The 22693-nt window shown below is 73.2% G+C and carries 13 protein-coding genes; 3 read left to right on the top strand and 10 right to left on the bottom strand.

Annotated features, from left to right (window positions below; translation table 11 throughout):
- Positions 1-10 precede the first annotated feature (10 nt).
- Positions 11-2908, bottom strand: a complete 2898-nt coding sequence (locus tag ACIQKA_RS18325; protein ID WP_383441954.1) for a vitamin B12-dependent ribonucleotide reductase — start codon at positions 2906-2908, stop codon at positions 11-13.
- A 178-nt stretch (positions 2909-3086) separates the two neighbouring features.
- Positions 3087-3596: a transcriptional regulator NrdR gene (gene nrdR, locus ACIQKA_RS18320; protein WP_383153625.1), complete on the bottom strand. Its 510-nt coding sequence runs from the start codon at positions 3594-3596 to the stop codon at positions 3087-3089.
- A 472-nt stretch (positions 3597-4068) separates the two neighbouring features.
- Between nrdR and lexA the strand changes: the two genes are divergently transcribed.
- The gene (gene lexA / locus ACIQKA_RS18315; RefSeq protein WP_402541518.1) at positions 4069-4845 is read left to right on the top strand and encodes a transcriptional repressor LexA; all 777 of its coding nucleotides are present in this window, start codon (positions 4069-4071) and stop codon (positions 4843-4845) included.
- A 174-nt stretch (positions 4846-5019) separates the two neighbouring features.
- On the opposite strand, the gene ACIQKA_RS18310 is transcribed toward lexA, so the two are convergent.
- From ACIQKA_RS18310 to ACIQKA_RS18290, 5 genes are all read right to left on the bottom strand, one after another.
- The gene (locus tag ACIQKA_RS18310) at positions 5020-7017 is read right to left on the bottom strand and encodes an ATP-dependent DNA helicase (protein ID WP_383153621.1); all 1998 of its coding nucleotides are present in this window, start codon (positions 7015-7017) and stop codon (positions 5020-5022) included.
- A 37-nt stretch (positions 7018-7054) separates the two neighbouring features.
- Positions 7055-8812, bottom strand: a complete 1758-nt coding sequence (locus tag ACIQKA_RS18305) for an IucA/IucC family protein (RefSeq protein WP_402541517.1) — start codon at positions 8810-8812, stop codon at positions 7055-7057.
- 375 nt (positions 8813-9187) lie between these two features.
- A complete protein-coding gene (locus ACIQKA_RS18300; RefSeq protein ID WP_391096284.1) occupies positions 9188-10069 on the bottom strand; it encodes a GNAT family N-acetyltransferase in 882 nt (293 codons plus the stop codon).
- Positions 10070-10177: 108 nt separating this feature from the next.
- The gene (locus ACIQKA_RS18295; protein ID WP_383441963.1) at positions 10178-12010 is read right to left on the bottom strand and encodes an IucA/IucC family protein; all 1833 of its coding nucleotides are present in this window, start codon (positions 12008-12010) and stop codon (positions 10178-10180) included.
- Positions 12011-12230: 220 nt separating this feature from the next.
- On the bottom strand, positions 12231-13895 hold the full coding sequence (locus ACIQKA_RS18290) for a diaminobutyrate--2-oxoglutarate transaminase family protein (RefSeq protein WP_402541515.1): 1665 nt from the start codon (positions 13893-13895) through the stop codon (positions 12231-12233).
- Between the two features lie 339 nt (positions 13896-14234).
- Here ACIQKA_RS18290 and ACIQKA_RS18285 point away from each other — a divergent pair, with 339 nt between their 5' ends.
- Together ACIQKA_RS18285 and ACIQKA_RS18280 are read left to right on the top strand one after the other, a co-directional pair.
- A complete protein-coding gene (locus tag ACIQKA_RS18285; RefSeq protein ID WP_383153613.1) occupies positions 14235-15410 on the top strand; it encodes a trypsin-like serine peptidase in 1176 nt (391 codons plus the stop codon).
- Positions 15411-15588: 178 nt separating this feature from the next.
- Complete coding sequence (locus tag ACIQKA_RS18280; RefSeq protein ID WP_390111735.1) at positions 15589-16776, top strand: trypsin-like serine peptidase; 1188 nt, start codon at positions 15589-15591, stop codon at positions 16774-16776.
- Positions 16777-16857: 81 nt separating this feature from the next.
- On the opposite strand, the gene hflX is transcribed toward ACIQKA_RS18280, so the two are convergent.
- From hflX to ACIQKA_RS18265, 3 genes are all read right to left on the bottom strand, one after another.
- Entirely contained in the window at positions 16858-18351 is a 1494-nt protein-coding gene (hflX, locus tag ACIQKA_RS18275; protein WP_383153607.1) for a GTPase HflX, read from the bottom strand.
- Positions 18352-18625: 274 nt separating this feature from the next.
- Entirely contained in the window at positions 18626-20131 is a 1506-nt protein-coding gene (locus ACIQKA_RS18270) for a M1 family metallopeptidase (protein WP_402541514.1), read from the bottom strand.
- 257 nt (positions 20132-20388) lie between these two features.
- The gene (locus ACIQKA_RS18265) at positions 20389-22584 is read right to left on the bottom strand and encodes a RelA/SpoT family protein (protein WP_402541513.1); all 2196 of its coding nucleotides are present in this window, start codon (positions 22582-22584) and stop codon (positions 20389-20391) included.
- Positions 22585-22693: the final 109 nt, after the last annotated feature.

Here is a 22693-nt window from a genome sequence, read left to right as displayed (position 1 = left end):
CACGGACGGATCAGCTGCAGCCGCTGGTGGAGCCGCAGCCCTCGCAGATGTAGCAGGAGCCGGCCCGCTGCATCTTCGTGCCGCAGGAGAAGCAGAGCGGGGCGTCGGCGCTGATGCCGAGCTGCATCTCGACGAGCTCCGCCGAGGTGTGGGCCTGCTTCGGGGCGGGGACCTCGGCCTTCGGGGCCGGAGCCGCGGCGACGGCCTTCAGTTCCGGGGTGCGGGGAGCCGACTGGGCCAGGCCCTCGACGTCGACCTCGTCCTCCTCGGACTGCTCGTACGAGCCGGTGTCCAGGTGGCGCTGGCGCTCCTCGGCCGAGTGGATGCCGAGGGCGGACCGGGTCTCGAAGGGCAGGAAGTCGAGCGCCAGGCGGCGGAAGATGTAGTCGACGATCGACTGCGCCATCCGCACGTCCGGGTCGTCCGTCATGCCGGCCGGCTCGAAGCGCATGTTGGTGAACTTCGAGACGTACGTCTCCAGCGGGACGCCGTACTGGAGGCCGACGGAGACGGCGATGGAGAAGGCGTCCATCATGCCGGCGAGGGTCGAGCCCTGCTTCGACATCTTCAGGAAGACCTCGCCGAGGCCGTCGTCCGGGTAGGAGTTGGCGGTCATGTAGCCCTCGGCGCCGCCGACGGTGAAGGAGGTGGTGATCCCCGGGCGGCCCTTGGGCAGGCGCTTGCGGACCGGGCGGTACTCGACGACCTTCTCGACGGCCTCGCGGATCGTCGCCTCGGCCTTCTCGGTCACCTCGGCCTTCTCGTCCTCCTTCTTCTTGGCGGAGAGCGGCTGGCCGACCTTGCAGTTGTCGCGGTAGATCGCGAGCGCCTTGACGCCCATCTTCCAGGCCTCGAAGTAGACCTCCTCGACGTCCTCGACCGTGGCCGTCTCCGGCAGGTTCACGGTCTTGGAGAGGGCGCCCGAGATCCACGGCTGGATGGCGGCCATCATGCGGACGTGGCCCATCGCGGAGATGGAGCGCTCGCCCATGGCGCAGTCGAAGACCTCGTAGTGCTCGGTCTTGAGGCTGGGGGCGTCGATCACGTTGCCGTGCTCGGCGATGTGGGCGACGATCGCCTCAATCTGCTCCTCCTGGTAGCCCAGGCGGCGCAGGGCCTGCGGGACGGTGCCGTTGACGATCTGCATCGAGCCGCCGCCGACGAGCTTCTTGAACTTGACCAGGGCGAGGTCGGGCTCGAGGCCGGTGGTGTCGCAGGACATCGCGAGGCCGATGGTGCCGGTAGGGGCGATGACCGAGGCCTGGGCGTTGCGGAAGCCGTTCTTGGCGCCGAGGCGGATCACGTCCTGCCAGGCCTCCGTGGCGGCGGCCCAGATCGGGGAGTCCAGGTCGTCCACGCGGACGGCCGCGGTGTTGGCGTCGGCGTGCTGCTTCATGACGCGCTGGTGCGGCTCGGCGTTGCGGGCGTAGCCGTCGTACGCGCCGACGACCGCGGCGAGTTCGGCGGAGCGCTTGTACGAGGTGCCGGTCATCAGGGAGGTGATGGCGCCGGCGAGGGCACGGCCGCCGTCGGAGTCGTACGCGTGGCCGGTCGCCATCAGGAGGGCGCCGAGGTTGGCGTAGCCGATGCCGAGCTGGCGGAAGGCCCGGGTGTTCTCGCCGATCTTCCGGGTGGGGAAGTCGGCGAAGCAGATGGAGATGTCCATCGCGGTGATGACGAGCTCGACGACCTTGGCGAAGCGCTCGACGTCGAAGGACTGGTCACCCTTGCCGTCGTCCTTGAGGAACTTCATCAGGTTCAGCGAGGCGAGGTTGCAGGACGTGTTGTCCAGGTGCATGTACTCGCTGCACGGGTTCGAGCCGTTGATGCGGCCGGACTCGGGGCAGGTGTGCCAGCGGTTGATCGTGTCGTCGTACTGGATGCCCGGGTCGGCGCAGGCCCACGCGGCCTCGGCCATCTTGCGGAAGAGCGCCTTGGCGTCGACCTCCTCGATGACCTCGCCGGTCATGCGGGCGCGCAGGCCGAACTTCCCGCCGGTCTCGACGGCCTGCATGAACGTGTCGTTCACGCGGACGGAGTTGTTGGCGTTCTGGTACTGGACGGACGTGATGTCGTCGCCGCCCAGGTCCATGTCGAAGCCCGCGTCACGGAGGGCGCGGATCTTCTCCTCCTCCTTGACCTTGGTCTGGATGAAGTCCTCGATGTCGGGGTGGTCGACGTCGAGGATGACCATCTTGGCCGCGCGGCGGGTGGCGCCGCCCGACTTGATCGTGCCGGCGGAGGCGTCGGCGCCGCGCATGAAGGAGACCGGGCCGGAGGCGTTGCCGCCGGAGGAGAGCAGCTCCTTGGAGGAGCGGATGCGGGAGAGGTTCAGGCCGGCGCCGGAGCCGCCCTTGAAGATCATGCCCTCTTCCTTGTACCAGTCGAGGATGGACTCCATGGAGTCGTCGACGGACAGGATGAAGCAGGCGGAGACCTGCTGGGGCTGCGGGGTGCCGACGTTGAACCAGACCGGCGAGTTGAAGCTGAAGATCTGGTGCAGGAGGGCGTAGGCCAGCTCATGCTCGAAGATCTCGGCGTCGGCGGGCGAGGCGAAGTAGTCGTGCTCCTCGCCGGCCTTCGTGTACGTCTTCACGATCCGGTCGATGAGCTGCTTGAGACCGGTCTCGCGCTGCGGGGTGCCGACCGCGCCGCGGAAGTACTTGCTGGTGACGATGTTGACCGCGTTCACCGACCAGAAGTCGGGGAACTCGACGCCGCGCTGCTCGAAATTGACCGAGCCGTCGCGCCAGTTGGTCATGACGACGTCCCGGCGCTCCCACGTCACCTCGTCGTACGGATGCACGCCGGGGGTGGTGTGGATGCGCTCGATGCGCAGGCCCTTGCTCGCCGACTTGGTTCCCTTGGTGCGGGAACCACGTGCCGGGCCGCTCGCCGTCTCTGTCATGCCGCCTCCCATATACGGGCAAAACACACTTTGGCGCCCAGATAGTCCCAGGGCACCGTCTTCTGGTACGTCGTTCAGTACTGCTGCCACGAGGGCCGGGGGGCCGTTCGGGGCACGTCTGCCGGGCCGCGCGACGGCGGCCGGTCTCGCCGGGCCGTCGCGCGGCCCGGACCGCCGGTCAGTCGGCGGCGGTGGCGGGAACGGGGACCTCCGGGGTCGCGCCGTTCCCGGGGTTCTCGACGGGGGGCCGCACGCGGAGCTCCGCGATGGCGGCCTCGAAGTCCTCCAGGCTGTCGAAGGCCTTGTAGACGGACGCGAAGCGCAGGTACGCGACGAGGTCGAGTTCCCGCAGGGGGCCGAGGATCGCCAGGCCCACGTCGTGGGTCGTCAGCTCGGCGCTGCCGGTGGCGCGCACCGCCTCCTCGACCCGCTGGCCGAGCTTGGCGAGCGCGTCCTCGGTGACCGGTCGGCCCTGACACGCCTTGCGCACGCCGGAGATGACCTTGGTGCGGCTGAAGGCCTCGGTGACGCCGGAACGCTTCACCACCATGAGCGAGCAGGTCTCCACCGTCGTGAAACGACGGGAGCAGTCGGGGCACTGGCGACGGCGTCGGATGGACGTCCCGTCGTCGGTGGTGCGACTGTCGACGACACGGCTGTCGGGGTGCCTGCAGAAGGGGCAGTGCATTGGTTCCAAAGCCTCCCTCACGGCACGACTGACAAGCCTCGCGCGGCCCGTCAAGGCCCTGCGAAGCGACCACCAGCATAGGTGATGCGAGCACCCCCGGCAGACCGGGACCACTACCCCTGGGCGGCCGATGACATCCAACCACTAGATCTTGGGTTGGAGGCGTTTTCGGGTCTTCCGCGTGTCGCGGCGCGTCCGCTCCCGGGATTCCGCCCCGTCGGGTAGGACACTGGGGGGACCGCAGACCGGTCGCGGGCGTTCGCGGATGATCACGCCCCGGCTGCGAAGGCTACCGGAAGGCCCGGTTCGGGGCGGCGGCGAGGTGCCCTCTCGACGGTGGCGCGCATACACCTCTCCCCATGCAGGCGGGGGGCAATCCGCGAATTTTCACTCGAACGTGTGTTTGGCGCAACCTTTCGAAAGCTACTACCGTTGTGCCAGCCAGGGAGACCATTCGAGAGGGGCCGACGACGTGACCACCACCGCAGACAGTGCCACCATCACCGCCCAGGGCCGACTCGAGGCGGTGCACGCCATGAGTGACGTGAACATGAACGGCGAGGAGCCCGGGCGCCCCGCCCGCGCCCTCCCCGGGCGACCTCCCGGCATCCGGGCCGACAGCTCCGGCCTCACCGACCGGCAGCGCCGGGTGATCGAGGTCATCCGCGACTCGGTGCAGCGGCGCGGCTACCCGCCGTCGATGCGCGAGATCGGGCAGGCGGTGGGCCTCTCCAGCACCTCCTCCGTGGCGCACCAGCTCATGGCCCTGGAGCGCAAGGGCTTCCTGCGCCGCGACCCGCACCGCCCCCGGGCGTACGAGGTCCGCGGCTCCGACCAGCCCAGCACCCAGCCCACGGACACCACCGGCAAGCCCGCCGCGTCGTACGTCCCGCTGGTCGGCCGGATCGCCGCCGGCGGTCCGATCCTGGCCGAGGAGTCCGTCGAGGACGTCTTCCCCCTCCCCCGGCAGCTGGTCGGCGACGGCGAGCTGTTCGTCCTGAAGGTCGTCGGCGACTCGATGATCGAGGCCGCCATCTGTGACGGCGACTGGGTCACCGTGCGCCGCCAGCCCGTCGCGGAGAACGGCGACATCGTCGCCGCGATGCTGGACGGCGAGGCCACGGTCAAGCGCTTCAAGCGCGAGGACGGCCACGTCTGGCTGCTGCCGCACAACGCCGCGTACCAGCCCATCCCCGGCGACGAGGCCACCATCCTCGGCAAGGTCGTGGCGGTGCTGCGACGGGTGTGACCGCGTCCCGTCGGCTCTGACCGGGCCCCGGAACCCTCTGCGCCGGTTCCGGGGCCCCGCCGTGTCCGGGTCCGTTTCTCCACGGGTCCGGCTCCCGGACGCCCGTTTCTGCACGGCCCGCTTGTCGGACGCTCGCCGCCTTCCTTCTTTCTCGGGCGCCTGCCGCCTTCTTCCTCAGACGCTCGCCGCCGTCGAGGCGGCATCGATGGCCGCGAGCGACTTCCGCACCTGGTTCCGGTCGGTGGTGTACCAGAAGTCGGGCAGCGAGGCCTTGAGGTAGCTGCCGTAGCGGGCCGTAGCAAGCCGGGGATCGAGGACCGCCACGACGCCCCGGTCGCCGGTGGCCCGCACGAGACGGCCCGCGCCCTGCGCCATCAGCAGGGCGGCGTGGGTCGCCGCGACCGCCATGAAGCCGTTGCCCCCGGACTCCTCGACGGCCTTCTGGCGCGCGCTCATCAGCGGGTCGTCCGGGCGCGGGAACGGGATCTTGTCCATGACGACCAGCTGGCAGCTGGGGCCCGGGACGTCCACGCCCTGCCAGAGCGACAGCGTGCCGAAGAGACAGGTCTTCGGGTCGGCGGCGAAGTTCTTGATCAGCTCGCCCAGCGTGTCCTCGCCCTGGAGCAGGATCGGCAGCTCCGGGATCCGGGTCCGCAGCTCCTCCGCCGCCTGCTGCGCCGCGCGCATGGAGGAGAAGAGGCCCAGGGTCCGCCCGCCGGCCGCCTGCATCAGTTCGGTGAGCTCGTCGAGCATGTCGCCCCGGTCCCCGTCGCGCGCGGGACGGGAGAGGTGCTTGGCGACGTACAGGATGCCCTGCCGGGGGTAGTCGAACGGCGAGCCGACGTCGATGCCCTTCCAGACCGGCAGGTCGTCGCCGGTGGTGCCCTCGGGGGCGAGGCCGAGCGAGGCCCCGACGCCGTTGAAGTCGCCGCCCAGCTTGAGCGTGGCCGAGGCGAGCACCACGGACCGCTCGGTGAACAGCTTCTCCCGGAGCAGGCCGGAGACGGTGAGCGGCGCGACCCGCAGCGAGGCCCCGCTGTGTCGATACGCGGCTCCGCCGCGGGGCTCGTGCCGCTCGTACCAGACGACGTCGTACTCGGAACCCTGCGTGATCCGCTCCGCGACGCCGTGGACGGTCTCCACGGAGGCCATGGCCTGCTTGCGCACGGCGTCCTCGTCCTGCACGGAGCGGTCGCGGGTCGAGCCCAGGGCCGTGATCACGGCACGGGCCGCGTCCCGCAGCGCCATCAGGGCGTACGCGAGGTCCTCCGGGATCTCCTCCAGGCGGCCCGGCAGCGCCAGCTCCATGACCCGCTCGAAGCCCTCGGCGGCCGTCTGGAGCTGGTCGGCGACCTTCTCGTCCACGAGCTTCGCGGCCCGTCGCACCGCGCGGTTGACCTGGCCCGGCGTGAGCTCCCCGGTGGCGACGCCGGTCACGCGGGAGACCAGCTCGTGGGCCTCGTCGACGATGAGGACCTCGTGCTCCGGGAGCACCGGGGCGCCCTCGATGGCGTCGATGGCGAGCAGTGCGTGGTTGGTGACGACGACGTCCGCGAGCTTGGCGCGCTCGCGGGCCGCCTCGGCGAAGCACTCCGCCCCGTACGCGCACTTGCTCGCGCCGAGGCACTCCCGGGAGGAGACCGAGACCTGGGCCCAGGCCCGGTCGGAGACACCCGGCGTCAGGTCGTCCCGGTCGCCGGTCTCCGTCTCGTCCGACCAGTCCCGCAGACGGATCAGGTCCTGGCCCAGCTTGCTGCTGGGCGCGGCCGCCTCGAAGGGGTCGAACAGCCCCTCCTCCTCGTCCTGCGGCACCCCTTCGTGGAGCCGGTGCAGGCAGAGGTAGTTCGACCGGCCCTTGAGCATGGCGAACTGCGGACGCCGGCGCAGCTGCGGATGCAGCGCGTCGACCGTCCGGGGGAGGTCGCGCTCGACGAGCTGGCGCTGCAGCGCCAGGGTGGCCGTGGCCACCACGACCCGCTCCCCCTGGGCCAGCGCCGGCACGAGGTAGCCGAGCGACTTGCCGGTGCCGGTGCCGGCCTGGACGAGGAGGTGGGAGTTGTCGTCGATGGCCTCGGCCACGGCCTCGGCCATGGCGACCTGGCCGGGCCGCTCCGTGCCGCCGACGGCGGAGACGGCGGCATGGAGGAGGTCGGGGAGGGATGGCTTCGTCATAGCCCTCCCACCCTACGGGGCGGCGCTGACAGCCCGGTCACGCGAGCGGATTGGGAACGGTCCCGTGGACGGCCGCGTGGGGGCGCTCGGACCGGTCCCGGTAGCCGTCCAGGTGCAGACGGTTGCGGTTGAGGCAGAGCCGCTCGATGCGGGGGGTGAGGAGGTCGAAGAGTTCGAAGCGCTCCTTCAGCTCGGGGAAGCGCGCCTGGTGGCGCAGGATCTCGGCGCGGACGAGGGCCCAGAAGTCCTGCTCGGGAACGCCGAGTTGCTCCTCGCAGAGCGGTGCGAGGTAGCGGAGGACGCCGACGAAGAGCCCCGAGTGGATGAACTGGGTCAGAAAGCCGGGCTCCTCCGTCAACAGGACGTCGCGGACGTCGTCCGGAAGGGTGGCGTGTTCGGGAAGCGGGTGGGCACTGATGTTCACATCGTCGACGAAGTCCTTGATCGCCAGGCGTACGGGGACGTCGTCGGCGTCGTACACGACGATCGCGTTCTCGCCGTGGGGCGAGAAGACGGTGCCGTAGCGGTAGAGGAAGTGCAGCAGAGGAGGGAGCAGAGCGGTGAAGAGGTGCTGGAGCCAGTCGGTGGGGGCGAGCCCCGAGCGCTCGACGAGTTCGGCCACGAACGCCCGGCCGGCCGGGTCGGTGTGGAGGAGGGCGGCGAGGGTGCGGGCGCGCTCGCCCGGGGGCAGTCCCAGGGGCTCCCGCCAGATCGCGCCGAGCAGTTCCTTGTACTGGTACGGGACTTCGGGCAGCCGGTCGTACAACGGGTGCTCGACGGTGACGGAGGCGACCTCCCCGAGGAGGATCACGCGGCACTCGTCCCGCAGGAACGGGTCGGCGTCGCGCAGTCCGTGGACCCAGGCGGTCACGGCGGGGGCGGCGAGGGTGCGCTCGGTGGGCAGTCCGCGCCAGACGAGGGTGTTGAGCACCGAGAGGGGGAGCTTGACGGTGTGCCGTTCGGGGCGGCTGGTGTTGAGGAAGGTACGGACGGACTGCTGGGGCAGACGGAGGTCGCCGTCGGCGGGGAGGGGGACGATGTCGCCCGCGGCGACGGCCGGCGCGTAGAGCGGGAGCAGGACCTCGTCCCACTGCCAGGGGTGGACGGGCAGCAGGAGGTAGTCGTCGGGTGCGTGGCCACGGGCCGTGAGGGCGGCACGGAAGGCTGCGCGGACCTCGGGGTCGAGTTCACGGGTGTAGAGGAGGTCCGGGGTTTCCAGGCCGGGGACGCCGCGGTAGGCGGCGAGGCGGTGGCTGACGGCGATCCACGGCAGCCGGGTGGGGCGGCGTGCCTCGGGGGCCCAGCGGGCGGTGTCGGAGGCGGAGAAGCCGATGCGTCCCTTGTTGAGGACGAGCCAGGGGTGGCCGGTCTGGTGCCCTTCGAGCTCCGCGTAGGAGAGGTCGGCCAGCCGGTCGGCGGTGAGGGCCGTGTGGTCGAGGCGGGTGTCGGCGGCGAGGGTGGCGGAGAGTTCGCGGATGAGGTGGCCGAGGGTGGCGCCGTCGAGCCGGAGGAGGCCGCGGGCGCGGACCAGGAGGTCGAAGGGGTCGGTCAGGGGCCGGCCCTCGTGGGCGATCGAGTCGGCGGCGACGCGCCAGCTGCCGTAGGCGCCCCGGCGGGCGCGGAAGGTGAGCGTGGTGCCGTCGTCAAGCCGCAGCGCGTGACGGTCGGGGTCACCGCCCCGGTCTTCGACCGGGACGGGTTCGAGGACCTCCTCGTACGCGAACTCGGCGAGGAGCTTGGCGAGGAGGCGGGAGGAGGCCCGGGCCCAGGCGGTGGCGTTCAGCTCGGGGGGCACGAGCAGTTCGGGCGCGGGGGGCGGGGTGTCGGAGGAGGAGGCGTGGGGCCGGGAGGTCGACGCGTCGACGCCGAAGGCCGGGGCGTGGGACGCGGAGGGGAGGGCTTCGGGTCCCGGGGGCGGGACATCGGATGCGGACGAGGGGGCTGGTGCCGGGAGGGGGGCGGTGGCGGGAGAGGCCGGGGCCGGGATGGAAGGGGGCGGGATGGAAGGGGTCTGAGTGGAAGGGGTCGGAGTAGGAGGGGTCTGAGTGGGAGGGATCTGAGTGGGAGGGGCGGGTTGTGCGGAGCCGTGGGGTGCAGGGGACGTCGACACGAGGACTCCTCGGGGTGGGACCGCTGTGGGACGAGCGGTGTACGCAAGGGAGGGGGTTGTTCAGAGGACGTGCCGCAGGGCGCGGTCACGAATCATGAGGGCGGCTCTTTTGTCGGGGAGGTCGACTTCCGCCGCGTAGCGGAAGCCGCCGCCGAGGAAGGCCGAGACGGAGGGGGTGTTGCGGAGGTCCGGTTCGGCGAGGACACGGGCGCATCGGGGGCGGTGGTCGAGGACCAGGTCGGCGACGGCCCGCAGGAGGGTGGTGCCGACGCCCCGGCCCCGGTCGGTGGTGCCTCCGATCAGCAGGTGGACGCCCGTGTCGTGGGGGCGCGCCGGATAGTGCCGGGCGAGCGGGTCGAGGTCGGCGCGGTAGATCTCGAAGTAGCTCATGGGGGTGCCGTCGAGCAGGCCGAGGCAGGGGACGCTCCGGCCGTCGCCCTCCAGTTGGGCGCGGAGGTGTTCGGCGGTCACGGTCTCGGGTCCGGCGAGCTCCCAGAAGGCGGCGACGGAGGGGTCGTTCATCCACCGGACGAGGAGCGGCAGGTCCCGTTCGAGCCGGACGGGGACGAGCCGGAAGGAGCCGACCGGGGTGGCGGCGGGGCTCCAGGAGGCGACGGAGTCGAGCAGGTCGCCGTCGAGGAGTTCGTGGTGCGGGTGGCCGCCGCGGAAGAGGACGGCGGCGGGGGCGTCGGAGCCGGGGGCGCCGACGGCAGAGGTGTCGCCGGCAGAGGCGCCGTCGGCGGAGGCATCGACGGCAGAAGCGCCGACGGCGGGGGCGAGAGAGGGAGGGGGAGGAACGTCGACGGAGGAGACGTCGGTGGGGGCGCCGGCGGCCGGGGGCTGCGGTGGCGCTCCGCGGGTGAGGAGGGCGACGAGGTCGTCGACCCTCAGGTCGAGGGTGTCGTCCCCCGGTGGGTCGACCGGGGGGCGGGTGGGTGACACGGTGTCGCTCTCTCTCGGCGGTGCGGTCGGGACGTGGGTCGTCGGCGGGGGCGGGGTCGTCGGCGGGGACGGCGCCGGGACGGTCGGAGGTGAGGGTGCGGGTGCGGGTCAGGCGCGGAGGGGGTTGGTGACGGTGACGTAGACGGACTGGGTGTCGACCGGGCCGACGAGTTCGTCCAGGCCGTGGAGGCGGGTGAGGAGGTTGGCCTTGCTGCGCAGGGTCGCGGCTTCCAGGAGCCGGTGCGGGAGGGGCGATCCCAGGCTGGTGGCGGAGGTGAGGAAGCTGCGGAGGGCGGCGAGCAGGACGCGTTCGTCGGCGAGGTGCTGGGCCCCGAAGGCGCCGATCAGGCCGAGGACGTTGTTGATGCCGAGGTAGTAGGCGAAGCGCTCGTCGGTGACCGGGTCGGAGACGAAGGTGTCGCTGTGGGCGCCGATGCCGGGGAGGCGGCTCTCCAGTTCGGCGCGGTGGGACTCGCGGAAGTAGTAGCCCTGGTTGTCGCGGTAGCGGCCGCCGGCCGGCCAGCCCTCCGGGTCCAGGAGCACCAGGGTGTTCTGCTGGTGGGCCTCCAGGGCGATGCCGGCGTGCCCGTCGAGCCAGAGGACGGGGCGGACGACGTGGTCGAGGTAGCGGAGGAACCACTCGGCGGCCACGGCGGCGGTGGGGCGGCCGGTGCGGGCGGAGAGCCGGCCGATGACGTCGGCGAGCCGGGAGCGCATGGCGGTGGACCCGGGCCAGGGGCGGGGGGCGGTGAGGGCGGCGATGCAGACGGCGTCGTCGCCGGGGCCGAAGGGGTTGTGGCGGATCATGACGTCGAGGCCGGGAACGGGGGTGCCGTCCGGGGCGTCGACGGCCAGCCAGGCGGGGTCGCGGACGATGTCGAAGCCCGGGTGGGCGGCCTGCCACTCGTCGACGAGGCCGGTCCGGAGCAGTCGGTGGACCTCGACGCCGCGGTGCAGCTCCTTGCGGAGGTTCTCGCGGCGGGAGTTGGTGATGCGCAGGCCGAGGGAGAGCTTGAGCATGGCCGGGGCGCCGGGGCGGTGCACGGTGCGGATGGAGGAGGTCGGGTGCCAGGGGGCGCCGTGGGGCCCGAGGTCGTGGAGGAGGCCGTCGTCGAGGAGGGCGCGGACGTCGGGGCGGTGGCGGAGTTCCCGGGCCTGCCAGGGGTGGAGGGGCAGGGGCACGGTGCCGGTGGGGACCGCGAGTCCCTCGGCGAGGCCGAGGGCGATCTGTTCGGCGGTGACGGGCCGGCCCTGTTCGGTCCAGGCGGAGTCGGAGGCCAGGAGGGAGGCGTCGACGGCGAACCAGTGGAGGGGGAAGGCGCCGTGCAGCTCGGGTGAGTAGAGGTGGCACTCGGCCTCGGTGAGGCCTTCGCGGCTCTTGGGCGTGGGGTGGAGGGGGTGGCCGAGCAGGAGGGACTGCTCGGCGGCCAGGAACAGGTCGGCGTCCGGGTGGGGCTGGGGCCGGTGGCGGCGCTCGGCGATGAAGTCGGCGGTGCGGCGGGCGGAGTCGGCGACGCGGCCGACGAGTTCGGTCCCCTCGGGACGGCCGGTCTCCCGGCTGAGGAGGGCGGCGACGGTGACGGCGTCGACCGTCGGCGCCGAGGCGGGGAGCCCTTCGAGGGCGGGGGCGCCGAAGCGGTGCCAGCCGGTGGGCGACCAGTAGTGGACGGGGACGAGGAGGGCGGTGCCGCTGGCGTCGAGGGGGACGCGGAGGGTGGTGGAGTCGGGGGCGGGGAGGTTCTTCTCCCGGACCCAGCAGCGCAGGAGGCTCTCGACCGCGGCGGTGTCGGCGGCGCGCCGCGGGTCGGGGTCGTCCAGGGGGTCGGTGACGGACCGGGAGGACCGGGGGCCGTGCGGCCCGGCGTGCTGGCGGGGGACGGTGGGCTCCGCGGAGTCGGACCCCTCGGAGCGGGACTCCCCCGGGCCGGGCTTCTCGGCCATGGACTGGCCCGGGCCGGGCCTCTCGGCCGTGGGCTCCCCCGGGCCGGGCGCCCCGGAGGCGAGCGTCCCCGGGCCGGAACTCTCGGAGGCGAGCGTCCCGGAGGTGAAGGTTCCGGCCGTGAGGGGGTCGGTGGTGAGGAGGGGGGTGGTGGCGGGCGCCGGGGAGGTGGGCGTGGCGTTCACGGGCTTCCTTGGGGGTGGGGCCGGGGGCGGTCCGGGGTCAGTGGGACGGCCCGGGGGCGGGCACGGGGGCCGTAGCCCGTCGGGAAGGGGGCGGGTGGGGGCCGCGGGCCCGTTCGGCGGCGGCGAGGGCGTCGGCGAAGCGGTCCAGTACGGCGGTGGCCTGCTCGTCGGTGAGGGTGAGCGGCGGCAGGAGCCGGACCACCGCGGAGTGGCGGCCGCCGAGTTCGACGATGAGCCCGCGGGCCAGGCACTCCTGCTGGACGGCGAGGGCCAGGGCGGGGGCGGCGGGCGGGGCGGTGTCGTCCGGTCCGGCCGCGTCGGGGTCGACGAGTTCGACCCCGATCATCAGGCCCCGGCCGCGGACGTCGCCGACGCACGGGTGGGCTGCGGCGAGGCCCTGGAGCTGTCCGAGGATGCGGGCGCCGAGGGTGCCGGCCCGTTCGGCGAGACCGTTCTCGCGGACGTACGCGAGGGTGGCCGTGCCGGCGGCCATGGCGAGCTGGTTGCCCCGGAAGGTGCCGGCGTGGGCGCCGGGTTCCCAGGCGTCGAGCGCGGAGCGGTAGACGACGACGGCGAGGGGGAGGGAGCCGCCGATGGCCTTGGAGAGGACCATCACGTCGGGTACGACGCCGCTGTGCTCGACGGCCCAGAAGGCGCCGGTGCGGCCGACCCCGGTCTGGATCTCGTCGACGACGAGGGGAATGGAGCGGTCGGCGGTGATCCGGCGCATCCGGCGCATCCAGTCGTCGGGGGCGGGGATGACGCCGCCCTCGCCCTGGACGGCCTCGACGATCATTCCGGCGGGGGTGGTGACGCCGCTCTTGGGGTCGTCGAGGAGGCTCTCGGTCCAGCGGGCGGAGAGTTCCGCGCCGCGTTCGCCGCCGGTGCCGAAGGGGCAGCGGTACGGGTGCGGGTAGGGCAGCCGGGTCACGCGGACGTCGTGGGCCCCGCCGGAGGCGGCGAGGGCTCCGGCGGTCATGCCGTGGTAGGCGCCGGTGAAGGCGAGGAGGCCGTCGCGGCCGGTGGCGGTGCGGACGAGCGTGAGGGCGGCTTCGACGGCGTCGGTGCCCGCCGGTCCGCAGAACTGGATGCGGGCGTCGTCGGCCAGTGCGGCGGGGAGGGTGGCGAACAGCTCGGAGGTGAAGGCGTCCTTGACGGGGGTGGCGAGGTCGAGGACGTGGAGCGGGGCGCCCGAGGCGAGGACCTTCTTGACGGCTTCGAGGACCACGGGGTGGTTGTGGCCGAGCGCGAGCGTCCCGGCGCCGGAGAGGCAGTCCAGGTAGCGGCGGCCGTCGGCGCCCTCGATGGTCAGCCCCCGGGCCCGCACGGGCACGATCGGCAGGGAGCGGGCGTAGGTGCGGGCGGCGGACTCGCGCAGGGACTGGCGGCGCAGGATCCCCTCGTACCCGGTCCCCCGCACCGTCCGCCCCGCCGGGGACGCGTGCGCCCCTCCGGCGCCGCGGCCCTCCCCGGCTCCCCCGCTCCCCGCACCCCCTCCGAAGCTCGCGCCCCCTCCGTCCCCTCCGGCCTTCTCGACGCCTTCGCGGGACGGGGAGCCTTCGGGGTTTTCGCCCGCTTCATCCGCTTCGTCCGGCGCGTCCGCCGAGGTCGGCGGGGCGTGCGGCTCCGCCGGGGCGGACGGAGCTGATTCGGTCACGGCCACGGCTCGGTGTCCTCCCGCTGTAACAGTTGCGTTGCACATCGGGACGTCACGAAGTGGCCGCAAGGGCCGTCCCGAGCGCCTCCGTTGTGTCCCCCGTACGTACCAACGACGGGAACTCCCCGGGATCACGGGCCGGAAGCAAGATCTTGGCGTGTCCCGGATCACGGCACGGCAACGACCGAACGGTGCCCGGAACCACCGACCGGGCGCGTACCGTCCCCTCCGGCACCGGCATAGTGGGGGCCGTCGGCCGCGGTCCGCCCGGATTCGGCCACGGTTCGCCCACGGGCAGGCCCGCGAAGCAGGCCCACGAGCAAGCCCGTGAACGAGCCATTGCACGAGCCGTACAAGTTGACGTAGTCCCAGGGGGAACACGAGATGCGATCGATTCGTCCGCTGCTGACGGCGGCCGCCGCCGTCGCGGCGCTGACGCTCACCGTCACGTCCTGCGGGCCGACCGAGGAGAACGCGGGGGACAAGCCCAGCGCGCCCGCGACCTCGAACCCGGCCGGGAAGATCAAGATTCCGGAGGACCTGAAGGGCCGCCTGAAGGAACACGGGATCGACCTCGACAAGTGGCGCGACGGCGAGTGGAAGAACTGGGACCGCGACAAGTGGCTGCGTGAGGCCAAGGACTTCGTCAACCCGATCATCGAGGACCTCTGGAACCCGGACCGGATGCGGGAGGCCGAGCGCCCCGACAAGCCGGTCGAGGAGGAGGACATCTCGGGCGACGAGGGCGTCACCGACCCGACTCCGGACCCGGTGCGGGCGAAGGCCGTGGGCGCGAAGTACCACGACAACGCCCCCGAGTCCGGCAAGGTCTTCTTCGACGGCCCCGAGGGCTCCATGGTCTGCTCGGCCACCGTCGTGAAGGACCCGGCGCAGCCGGGCAGGTCCAACATGGTCTGGACGGCCGGTCACTGCGTGCACAAGGGGAAGAAGGGCGGCTGGTACCGCAACATCGCCTTCGTGCCCTCGTACAACGACTCGGCGCTGGCGACCTCCGACCTGGAGAAGGCGACGCGGGAGCAGATCGCCCCGTACGGCGTGTGGTGGGCGGAGTGGGTCAAGACCTCCGACCAGTGGATCGCCGAGGGCGCGAGCACGGGCGGCGCGGGCGCTCCCTACGACTTCGCGGTCATCAAGGTGACCCCGGAGAAGGGCTCCTCGGCCAAGTCGCTGGAGGAGACGGTCGGTTCGGCGCTCCCGGTGGAGTTCAACGCGCCCGCCGTGCCGAAGGTCGCGAGCCTGACGGCGACCGGTTACCCGGCGGCGGCGCCGTTCGACGGCCAGAAGATGTTCCAGTGCCAGGACAAGCCGGGCCGACTGTCCCTGAAGGCGAACCAGCCGACGATGTACCGGATCGGCTGCACGATGACCGGCGGTTCGTCCGGCGGCGGCTGGGTCGCCGAGGGCGGCGACGGCAAGCCCGCGCTGGTGTCGAACACCTCGATCGGCCCGTCGACGGCGGGCTGGCTCGCCGGTCCGCGCCTCGGCCCGGAGGCCAAGGGCGTCTTCGACGCGGTCAGCAAGAAGTACGCCGGGCAGTAGGGCCCGGCACGGAGGCGGGGCCCCCGGGTCCCGCCTCCACGCATGTCGCGTCCGCCCCGTGGGCCGCGCCGGACCACGGCCGGCCCCGGGCAGTGGAACACGTCCCGGCGAGGCGCCCCGGCAGAGGGCCCCGACCGGGCGCATCGCAGCGGGACACACCTCAGGGGGAAATCACCACATGCGCTCCGCACGACTCGTACCCGCCGCCCTCGGCCTGGCCACGGCGCTCGCGCTGACCGCCACGGCCTGCGGCCCCACCGGGACCCCGGCCGCCGCCGACGGGCCGGCCGCGGGGGCGAGCAGCTCCGCGCCCGCGTCCGACGGCGGGGACGGCGCCGGTGACGGCGGCTCCGGCCTCACCGGGGACCTCGCCGACAAGCTCAGGAAGCACGGCGTCGATCCGGACCGGTGGAAGGAGGGCGAGTGGAAGAACTGGGACCGCGACAAGTGGCTGCGTGAGGCCGAGGACTTCGTCAACCCGGTGATCGAAGGCCTCTGGGACCCGGCGCGCATGCAGTCCGCGCAGAGCCCGGACCGGACGATCACCACCCAGGCGGGCGCCAGTGGCACCGATCCGACGCCCCGGCCCGTGCGGGCGCAGCCCGAGAGGACGCCGTACCACCGCAACGCGGCCCCGGTCGGCAAGATCTTCTTCGACGCGCCGCAGGGCCACATGGTCTGCTCCGGCACCGTCGTGAAGGACCCCCGCCGGCCCGGGAAGTCGAACCTGGTCTGGACGGCCGGGCACTGCGTCCACGCGGGCAAGAAGGGCGGCTGGTACCGCAACATCACCTTCGTGCCCTCGTACAACGACCTGGGCAAGTCCCCCGCCGCGCTGCGCGACGCGAAGCCGCACGAGGTGTATCCGTACGGCCAGTACTGGGCCGACTGGGCCGTGACCTCGGGCGAGTGGATCAGGTCCGGCGGCACCGGCCAGGCCTGGCCGTACGACTACGCCGTGCTGCACGTGAAGCCGCAGCGGGGCACCAAGTCCCTGGAGGAGACCGTGGGCGCCGCCCTGCCGGTCGACTTCTCCGCCCCGGCGCCCGCGCGGGCCGGGACGATCGGCGCCTGGGGGTACCCGCAGGCCGCGCCGTACAACGGCGTGATCATGCACAAGTGCCTGGACCGGGCGACGCGGCTCACCACGGCGCCCGCGACCCCGGTGATGTACCGGATCGGCTGCACGATGACGGCGGGTTCGTCCGGCGGCGGCTGGTTCCGGGTGCTGCCGAACGGGAAGACGGCGCTCGTGTCGAACACCTCGATCGGCCCGGCCGGCAGCAGCGGCTGGCTCGCCGGGCCGCAGCTCGGCAGCGGCGCCAGGGCGGCCCACGAGACGGTCAGCAAGAAATACGCCCGCTGACCCGCACCGCACGGAGAACGGCCGGAGGCGCCGGTCCCCTCCCGGAAGGGAGGGGACCGGCGCCTCCGGCGTACGGCGGTGTCAGTGCGCGGCGGGCACGAACGGCGCCAGGAGCGCCGCCAGTTCCTCGTGCACCCTGGCCTTGAGCAGGGTGCCCTCGGGGGTGTGCTCCTCGGACTCCAGCTCGCCCTCGGCGTGCACCCGCGAGACCAGACCGCCCTGCGTGTACGGCACCAGGGCCTCGATCTCGACCCTGGGGCGCGGCAGTTCGGCGTCGATGAGCGCGAGCAGTTCCTCGATGCCCCGGCCCGAGCGGGCCGAGACCGCGATGGAGTGCTTCTCCGTCCGCAGCAGCCGCTGGAGGACCAGCGGGTCCGCCGCGTCGGCCTTGTTGACGACGACGATCTCCGGCACGTTCACCGCGCCGACGTCCCGGAAGACCTCGCGCACGGCGGCCAGCTGCTCCTCCGGGGCGGGGTGCGAGCCGTCCACCACGTGCAGGATGAGGTCGGAGTCGCCGACCTCCTCCATGGTGGAGCGGAACGCCTCGACCAGGTGGTGCGGAAGGTGCCGGACGAAGCCGACCGTGTCGGCCAGGGTGTAGACCCGGCCGGTGGGCGTCTCGGCCCGGCGGACGGTCGGGTCGAGCGTGGCGAACAGCGCGTTCTCCACGAGGACGCCCGCGCCCGTGAGCCGGTTGAGCAGGGATGACTTGCCGGCGTTGGTGTATCCCGCGATGGCGACCGACGGCACGTTGTTGCGGCGCCGTTCCTGCCGCTTGATGTCGCGGCCGGTCTTCATCTCGGCGATCTCCCGGCGCATCTTCGCCATCTTCTCGCGGATGCGGCGCCGGTCGGTCTCGATCTTGGTCTCACCGGGACCGCGGGTGGCCATGCCGCCACCGCCGCCGCCGCCCATCTGCCGGGAGAGCGACTGGCCCCAGCCGCGCAGCCTCGGCAGCATGTACTGCATCTGCGCGAGCGCGACCTGCGCCTTGCCCTCTCGGGACTTGGCGTGCTGGGCGAAGATGTCGAGAATGAGGGCGGTCCGGTCGACCACCTTCACCTTGACGACGTCTTCGAGGGCGATGAGCTGGCCGGGGCTGAGCTCGCCGTCGCAGACGACGGTGTCGGCACCGCTCTCGACCACGATGTCCCGCAGCTCGCGCGCCTTGCCCGAGCCGATGAAGGTGGCCGGGTCCGGCTTGTCGCGGCGCTGGATCACGCCGTCGAGCACGAGGGCGCCCGCCGTCTCGGCGAGGGCCGCGAGCTCCGCGAGGGAGTTCTCGGCGTCCTGCACGGTCCCCGAGGTCCAGACGCCGACCAGCACGACGCGCTCCAGGCGCAGCTGGCGGTACTCGACCTCGGTGACGTCCTCGAGCTCGGTGGAGAGGCCGGCGACGCGGCGCAGGGCCGCGCGCTCGGAGCGGTCGAACTGGTCGCCGTCCCGCTCTCCGTCGATCTCGTGGCTCCAGGCGACGTCCTCTTCCATCAGGGCATCGGCCCGAAGGCTCTCGGTACGGCTCGTCTCCGCGAAGCTCTGGTTGTCCTGGGAAGGGGATGAAGAGGAGGTCATTGGATCCTTACGTCCGGGGAGAAACAGGTGTGTGACGGTGACAACGCGCGCGGGTGCCGGAAGATTCCCGGACCCCGGCCGCCTCGCCGACCGGACGATGGTGACACGGCCCGCCGAGGCCCGTCATCCGGGTTTCCCGGTGTCCGCCGAGGCCCGTCGTCCGGGTTTCCCGGCGTGCGCCGGGCCCGCCGCCCGGGGTTCCGGCGCCCGTGGCGGTCCGCCGGCCGGCTTCCCCGGGCCGTCGTCCGGGGTTTCCCGGTGTCCCCCGGGCCCGTCACCCGGTCTTCGGGGCGCCGCCCGGGGCCGGGTTGCTGCGCCAGTCCGGGTGTCCGGGCATGGGCGGGGTCTTCTCCCCGTACAGCCAGCCCCGGAAGAAGCCGGTGAGGTCGCGGCCGGCGGTCCGGCCGGCCAGGGCGACGAAGTCGGCGGTGGCGGCGTTCCCGTTCCGGTACCGGGTGACCCAGGCGCGCTCCAGGCGCCGGAAGGCGTCGGCGCCGATCTCCTGGCGGAGCGCGTAGAGGACGAGGGAGCTGCCGTCGTAGACGACCGGCCGGAAGAGGCTGATCTTGTGGTCCGGCGAGGGGGGCTCGGGGGCGGCCGGGGGCCCGCCGGCCGCCCTCCACCCGTCGGAGGCGGCGTAGGCGGCCTTCATGCGCCGCTCCAGGGACCGGCCGGCGGTCTCCTCGGCGTACAGGGCCTCGTACCAGCTCGCGTGCCCCTCGTTGAGCCACAGGTCGGACCAGCTGCGGGGCGAGACGCTGTTGCCGAACCACTGGTGGGCCAGCTCGTGGACCATGATCGAGTCGACGTACCACTCGGGGAGGGTCGTGTCCGCGAAGAGGCGGCGCTCGAAGAGCGAGAGGGTCTGGGTCTCCAGCTCGAAGCCCGTGGTCGCGTCGGCGACGAGCACGCCGTACGTCTCGAAGGGGTACGGGCCGACCTGCCGCTCCATCCACTCCACGTGCCCCGGCGTCCTGCGGAGCCAGGGTTCCAGGAGCTCCCGGTCGGCGGTGGGCACCACGTCCCGCAGGGGCAGCCCGTGCGGGCCCTCGCGGTGGACGACGGCGGAGCGGCCGATGGAGATCTGGGCGAGCTCGGTGGCCATGGGGTGGCGGGTGCGGTAGGTCCAGGTGGTCCGGGAGCCGTGGCGGACCCGGCCGGCGGGCAGGCCGTTGGCGACGGCGGTGAGCCCGTCGGGGACGGTGATCCGGAAGGTGAAGTACGCCTTGTCCGCCGGGTGGTCGTTGGACGGGAAGACCCGGTGGGCGGCGTCGGCCTGGTTGGCCATGGCGAGGCCGTCGCCGGTGCGGACCCAGCCGCCGGTGTCGGCGGGGCCGGAGGGGTCGCTGGTGTGGGTGACGGTGATCCGGACCGGCTCGCCCGCGCCGACGGGCGCGGCGGGGGTGACGACCAGGTCCTCGCCGCTGCTCGCGTACGCGGCGGGGCGGCCGTTGACGGTGACCGCGGAGACCTCGCCGTGGGTGAAGTCGAGGTTGATCCGCTCCAGGTCGTCGGTGGCGAGCGCGTCGATCCGGGTGACGGCGGAGAGCGGCTTCGTGTTCACGCCGGGGTACGCGACGTCGAGGGCGTACGCGAGGACGTCGTAGCCCGGGTTGCCGAGGTGCGGGAAGAGCGGGTCGCCGATGCCGAGCGGCGCGGGGGCGGGCAGGGAGGCGGCGACGAGCCCGGCCGAGGAGGCGATCAGGGCGGCGGAGCGGAGCCACCGGGCGCGGGGCAGGGGAGCGCGGTCGAACGGCACGGGGGATCGGGCGAACGGCATGGGCCAGGGCCTTTCCGGAGGACTGGACCTACGGCTACCAGGGCTCTCGCCGTGCGCCGGGGCGGCTCGCCCGCCCGCCACCCGAAGGGGGTCACGCCCGGGGGTCACGTGCCCGCCCCGTCCGGTCGCGCGGTCGCTCCCCGCGCCCGCGTGCCCGGTCGTACGACGCTCCCCCGCGTCCGCGTGTCCGTCCCGTCCGGTCGCACGGCCGCTCCCCGCGCCCGCGTGCCCGCCCCGTCCGGTCACGGCCCGTCCCGTCAGGTCCGGCGCGGGCGCGGGCGGGGGGAGGCGCGGTGGCGGGCGCGGCTCACGTCGTAGACCCCGGGCACGTCCCGCATGGCGCGCATGAGGGCGGGCAGCTCCGCCGCGTCGGGGAGGTGGAGGGTGTACGTGTGGCGGACCCGCTGTTCGCTGGGCGGCTCGACGGTCGCGGAGACGACCGCGGCCCCGGCGGTGGCGATGGCCTCGGTGAGGTCGGCGAGGAGCCCGGGCCTGCCGAAGGACTCGGCGACGAGGGTGACCCGGCCCTGGGCGGCGTCGCCCCAGCGGACGGCGACGGGCGCGCGGCCGACCCGGCGCATGGCGTCGGCGGAGGCGCAGCCGGAGCGGTGGACGGTGACCGATCCGCCGCGCACCCGGAAGCCGGTGATCTCGTCGGGGGGCACGGGGGTGCAGCACCCGGCGGGCCGGACGGCGGGGGGCGGCTGCTCGCCGTCCGGCTCGGCGTGGAGTTCGGCGCCGGAGCGGCGGGCGGTGGCCGGGCGGGGATCGGGCCGTGTCCCGGCCTGGGCGTCGGGGCGGGCCGGGAGCTGGGGCTCGGCACTCTCGGGGTGGGCCCGCAGCCACTCGGTGATGGCGATCCGGGCGGCGGGGGTCCGGGCGTGGTCCAGCCACTCCGGGGACGGGCCGGAGACGGGGTCCTGGGCGAGCAGGAGCTGGACGGTGTCCCCGTCGCCCAGGACGGTGCTCAGGGGTGCGAGGCGCCCGTTGACGCGGGCGCCGAGACAGGAGTGGGCGGCCTCGCCGTGCTGGGCGTAGGCGGCGTCGACGCAGCTGGCGCCGGCGGGCAGGCTGATCGTGCCGGGAGCGCCGCCGTCGGCGCGGAAGACGGTGATCTCGTCGTCCTCGGCGAGGTCGGCGCGCAGGGACGTCCAGAAGGTGTCGGGGTCGGGGGCGGACTGCTGCCAGTCGAGGAGTCGGGAGAGCCAGCCCGGGTGGGTGGGGTCGACGCGCTCACCGTCCTCGGGCGCCGGGGGCGCCGCGCCCTCCGGCTGCTCCTGTCCCACGTGGGGGTTGCCGAGGGCGACGACCCCGGCCTCCGCGACCTTGTGCATCCGGTGGGTCCGGATGAGGACCTCGGCCACGGCCCCGTCGGGGGCGGCGACGGCGGTGTGCAGGGACTGGTACAGGTTGAACTTGGGCGCCGCGATGAAGTCCTTGAACTCGGAGATCACCGGGGTGAAGCAGGTGTGCAGCTCGCCGAGGACCGCGTAGCAGTCGGCGTCCTCGGCGACGAGCACGAGGAGCCGGCCGAAGTCGCAGCCGCGCAGCTCGCCGCGCTTGAGGCGGACGCGGTGGACGGAGACGAAGTGCCGTGGCCTGACGAGGACTTCGGCGCCGATGCCCGCCTCGCGCAGGACGGTGTCGACCTGTTCGGCGACGGCGCCGAGCGCGTCGGGGGCGTGCGGGTTGCCGGCGATGAGCGCGCGCGTGGTCTCGTACTCCTCGGGGTGGAGGATGGCGAAGACGAGGTCCTCCAGCTCGGTCTTGAGGGCCTGGACGCCGAGGCGTTCCGCGAGCGGGATGAGGACGTCCCGGGTGACCCGGGCGATCCGGGCCTGTTTCTCGGGGCGCATGACGCCGAGGGTGCGCATGTTGTGGAGGCGGTCGGCGAGTTTGATCGACATGACCCGGACGTCGTTGCCGGTGGCGACGAGCATCTTGCGGAAGGTCTCGGGTTCGGCGGCGGCGCCGTAGTCGATCTTCTCGACCTTGGTGACGCCGTCGACGAGGTAGGCGACCTCGTCGCCGAACTCCCGGCGGACCTGATCGAGCGTCACCTCGGTGTCCTCGACGGTGTCGTGGAGGAGGGAGGCGGTCAGGGTGGTGGTCTCGGCGCCGAGCTCGGCCAGGATGAGGGTGACCGCGAGCGGGTGGGTGATGTACGGCTCGCCGCTCTTGCGGAACTGGCCGCGGTGCGAGGACTCGGCGAGCACGTACGCCCGGCGGAGCACCGTCAGGTCGGCCTCGGGGTGGTGGGCGCGGTGGGCCTCGGCGACGTGGCCGATGGCGTCGGGCAGCCGGTCACGGGGGGCCGGTCCGGCGGTGGCGCCGAGCAGGGCGGCGCGGCCGAGCCGGCGCAGGTCGATGCGGGCGCGTCCGCGTCTGCGGACGGTCGTGTCGGTGGCGGCGTCCTCCGCCGCGCTCACAGGGTTGGTGGCCTCTGCGCTCATGGGGCACCTCCGGCGACAGACCGGCGGTGGGCGGGCCAGGCGTGCCCGGGGGCCGGTGCTTGATGCTACCGACCCCACCACGCGGCGCAGTCACGCTCTCGCTCAGCGT

This window comes from Streptomyces sp. NPDC092045 (genome assembly GCF_044756005.1).
Taxonomy (GTDB): Bacteria; Actinomycetota; Actinomycetes; order Streptomycetales; family Streptomycetaceae; genus Streptomyces.
The sequence above is the reverse complement of the archived record's forward strand: the minus strand, read 5'-3'. Positions and strand labels throughout refer to the sequence as shown.

Excerpts from the sequence above, each read along its gene's own strand:
- ACIQKA_RS18280 (WP_390111735.1), top strand. The coding sequence starts at position 15,589 with ATGCGCTCCGCACGACTCGTACCCGCCGCCCTCGGCCTGGCCACGGCG.
- ACIQKA_RS18295 (WP_383441963.1), bottom strand. The coding sequence starts at position 12,010 with ATGGCCGAGAAGCCCGGCCCGGGGGAGTCCCGCTCCGAGGGGTCCGAC.
- ACIQKA_RS18285 (WP_383153613.1), top strand. The coding sequence starts at position 14,235 with ATGCGATCGATTCGTCCGCTGCTGACGGCGGCCGCCGCCGTCGCGGCG.
- nrdR (WP_383153625.1), bottom strand. The coding sequence starts at position 3,596 with ATGCACTGCCCCTTCTGCAGGCACCCCGACAGCCGTGTCGTCGACAGT.
- ACIQKA_RS18270 (WP_402541514.1), bottom strand. The coding sequence starts at position 20,131 with ATGCCGTTCGCCCGATCCCCCGTGCCGTTCGACCGCGCTCCCCTGCCC.
- ACIQKA_RS18290 (WP_402541515.1), bottom strand. The coding sequence starts at position 13,895 with ATGTGCAACGCAACTGTTACAGCGGGAGGACACCGAGCCGTGGCCGTG.
- hflX (WP_383153607.1), bottom strand. The coding sequence starts at position 18,351 with ATGACCTCCTCTTCATCCCCTTCCCAGGACAACCAGAGCTTCGCGGAG.
- ACIQKA_RS18265 (WP_402541513.1), bottom strand. The coding sequence starts at position 22,584 with ATGAGCGCAGAGGCCACCAACCCTGTGAGCGCGGCGGAGGACGCCGCC.
- ACIQKA_RS18310 (WP_383153621.1), bottom strand. The coding sequence starts at position 7,017 with ATGACGAAGCCATCCCTCCCCGACCTCCTCCATGCCGCCGTCTCCGCC.
- ACIQKA_RS18325 (WP_383441954.1), bottom strand. The coding sequence starts at position 2,908 with ATGACAGAGACGGCGAGCGGCCCGGCACGTGGTTCCCGCACCAAGGGA.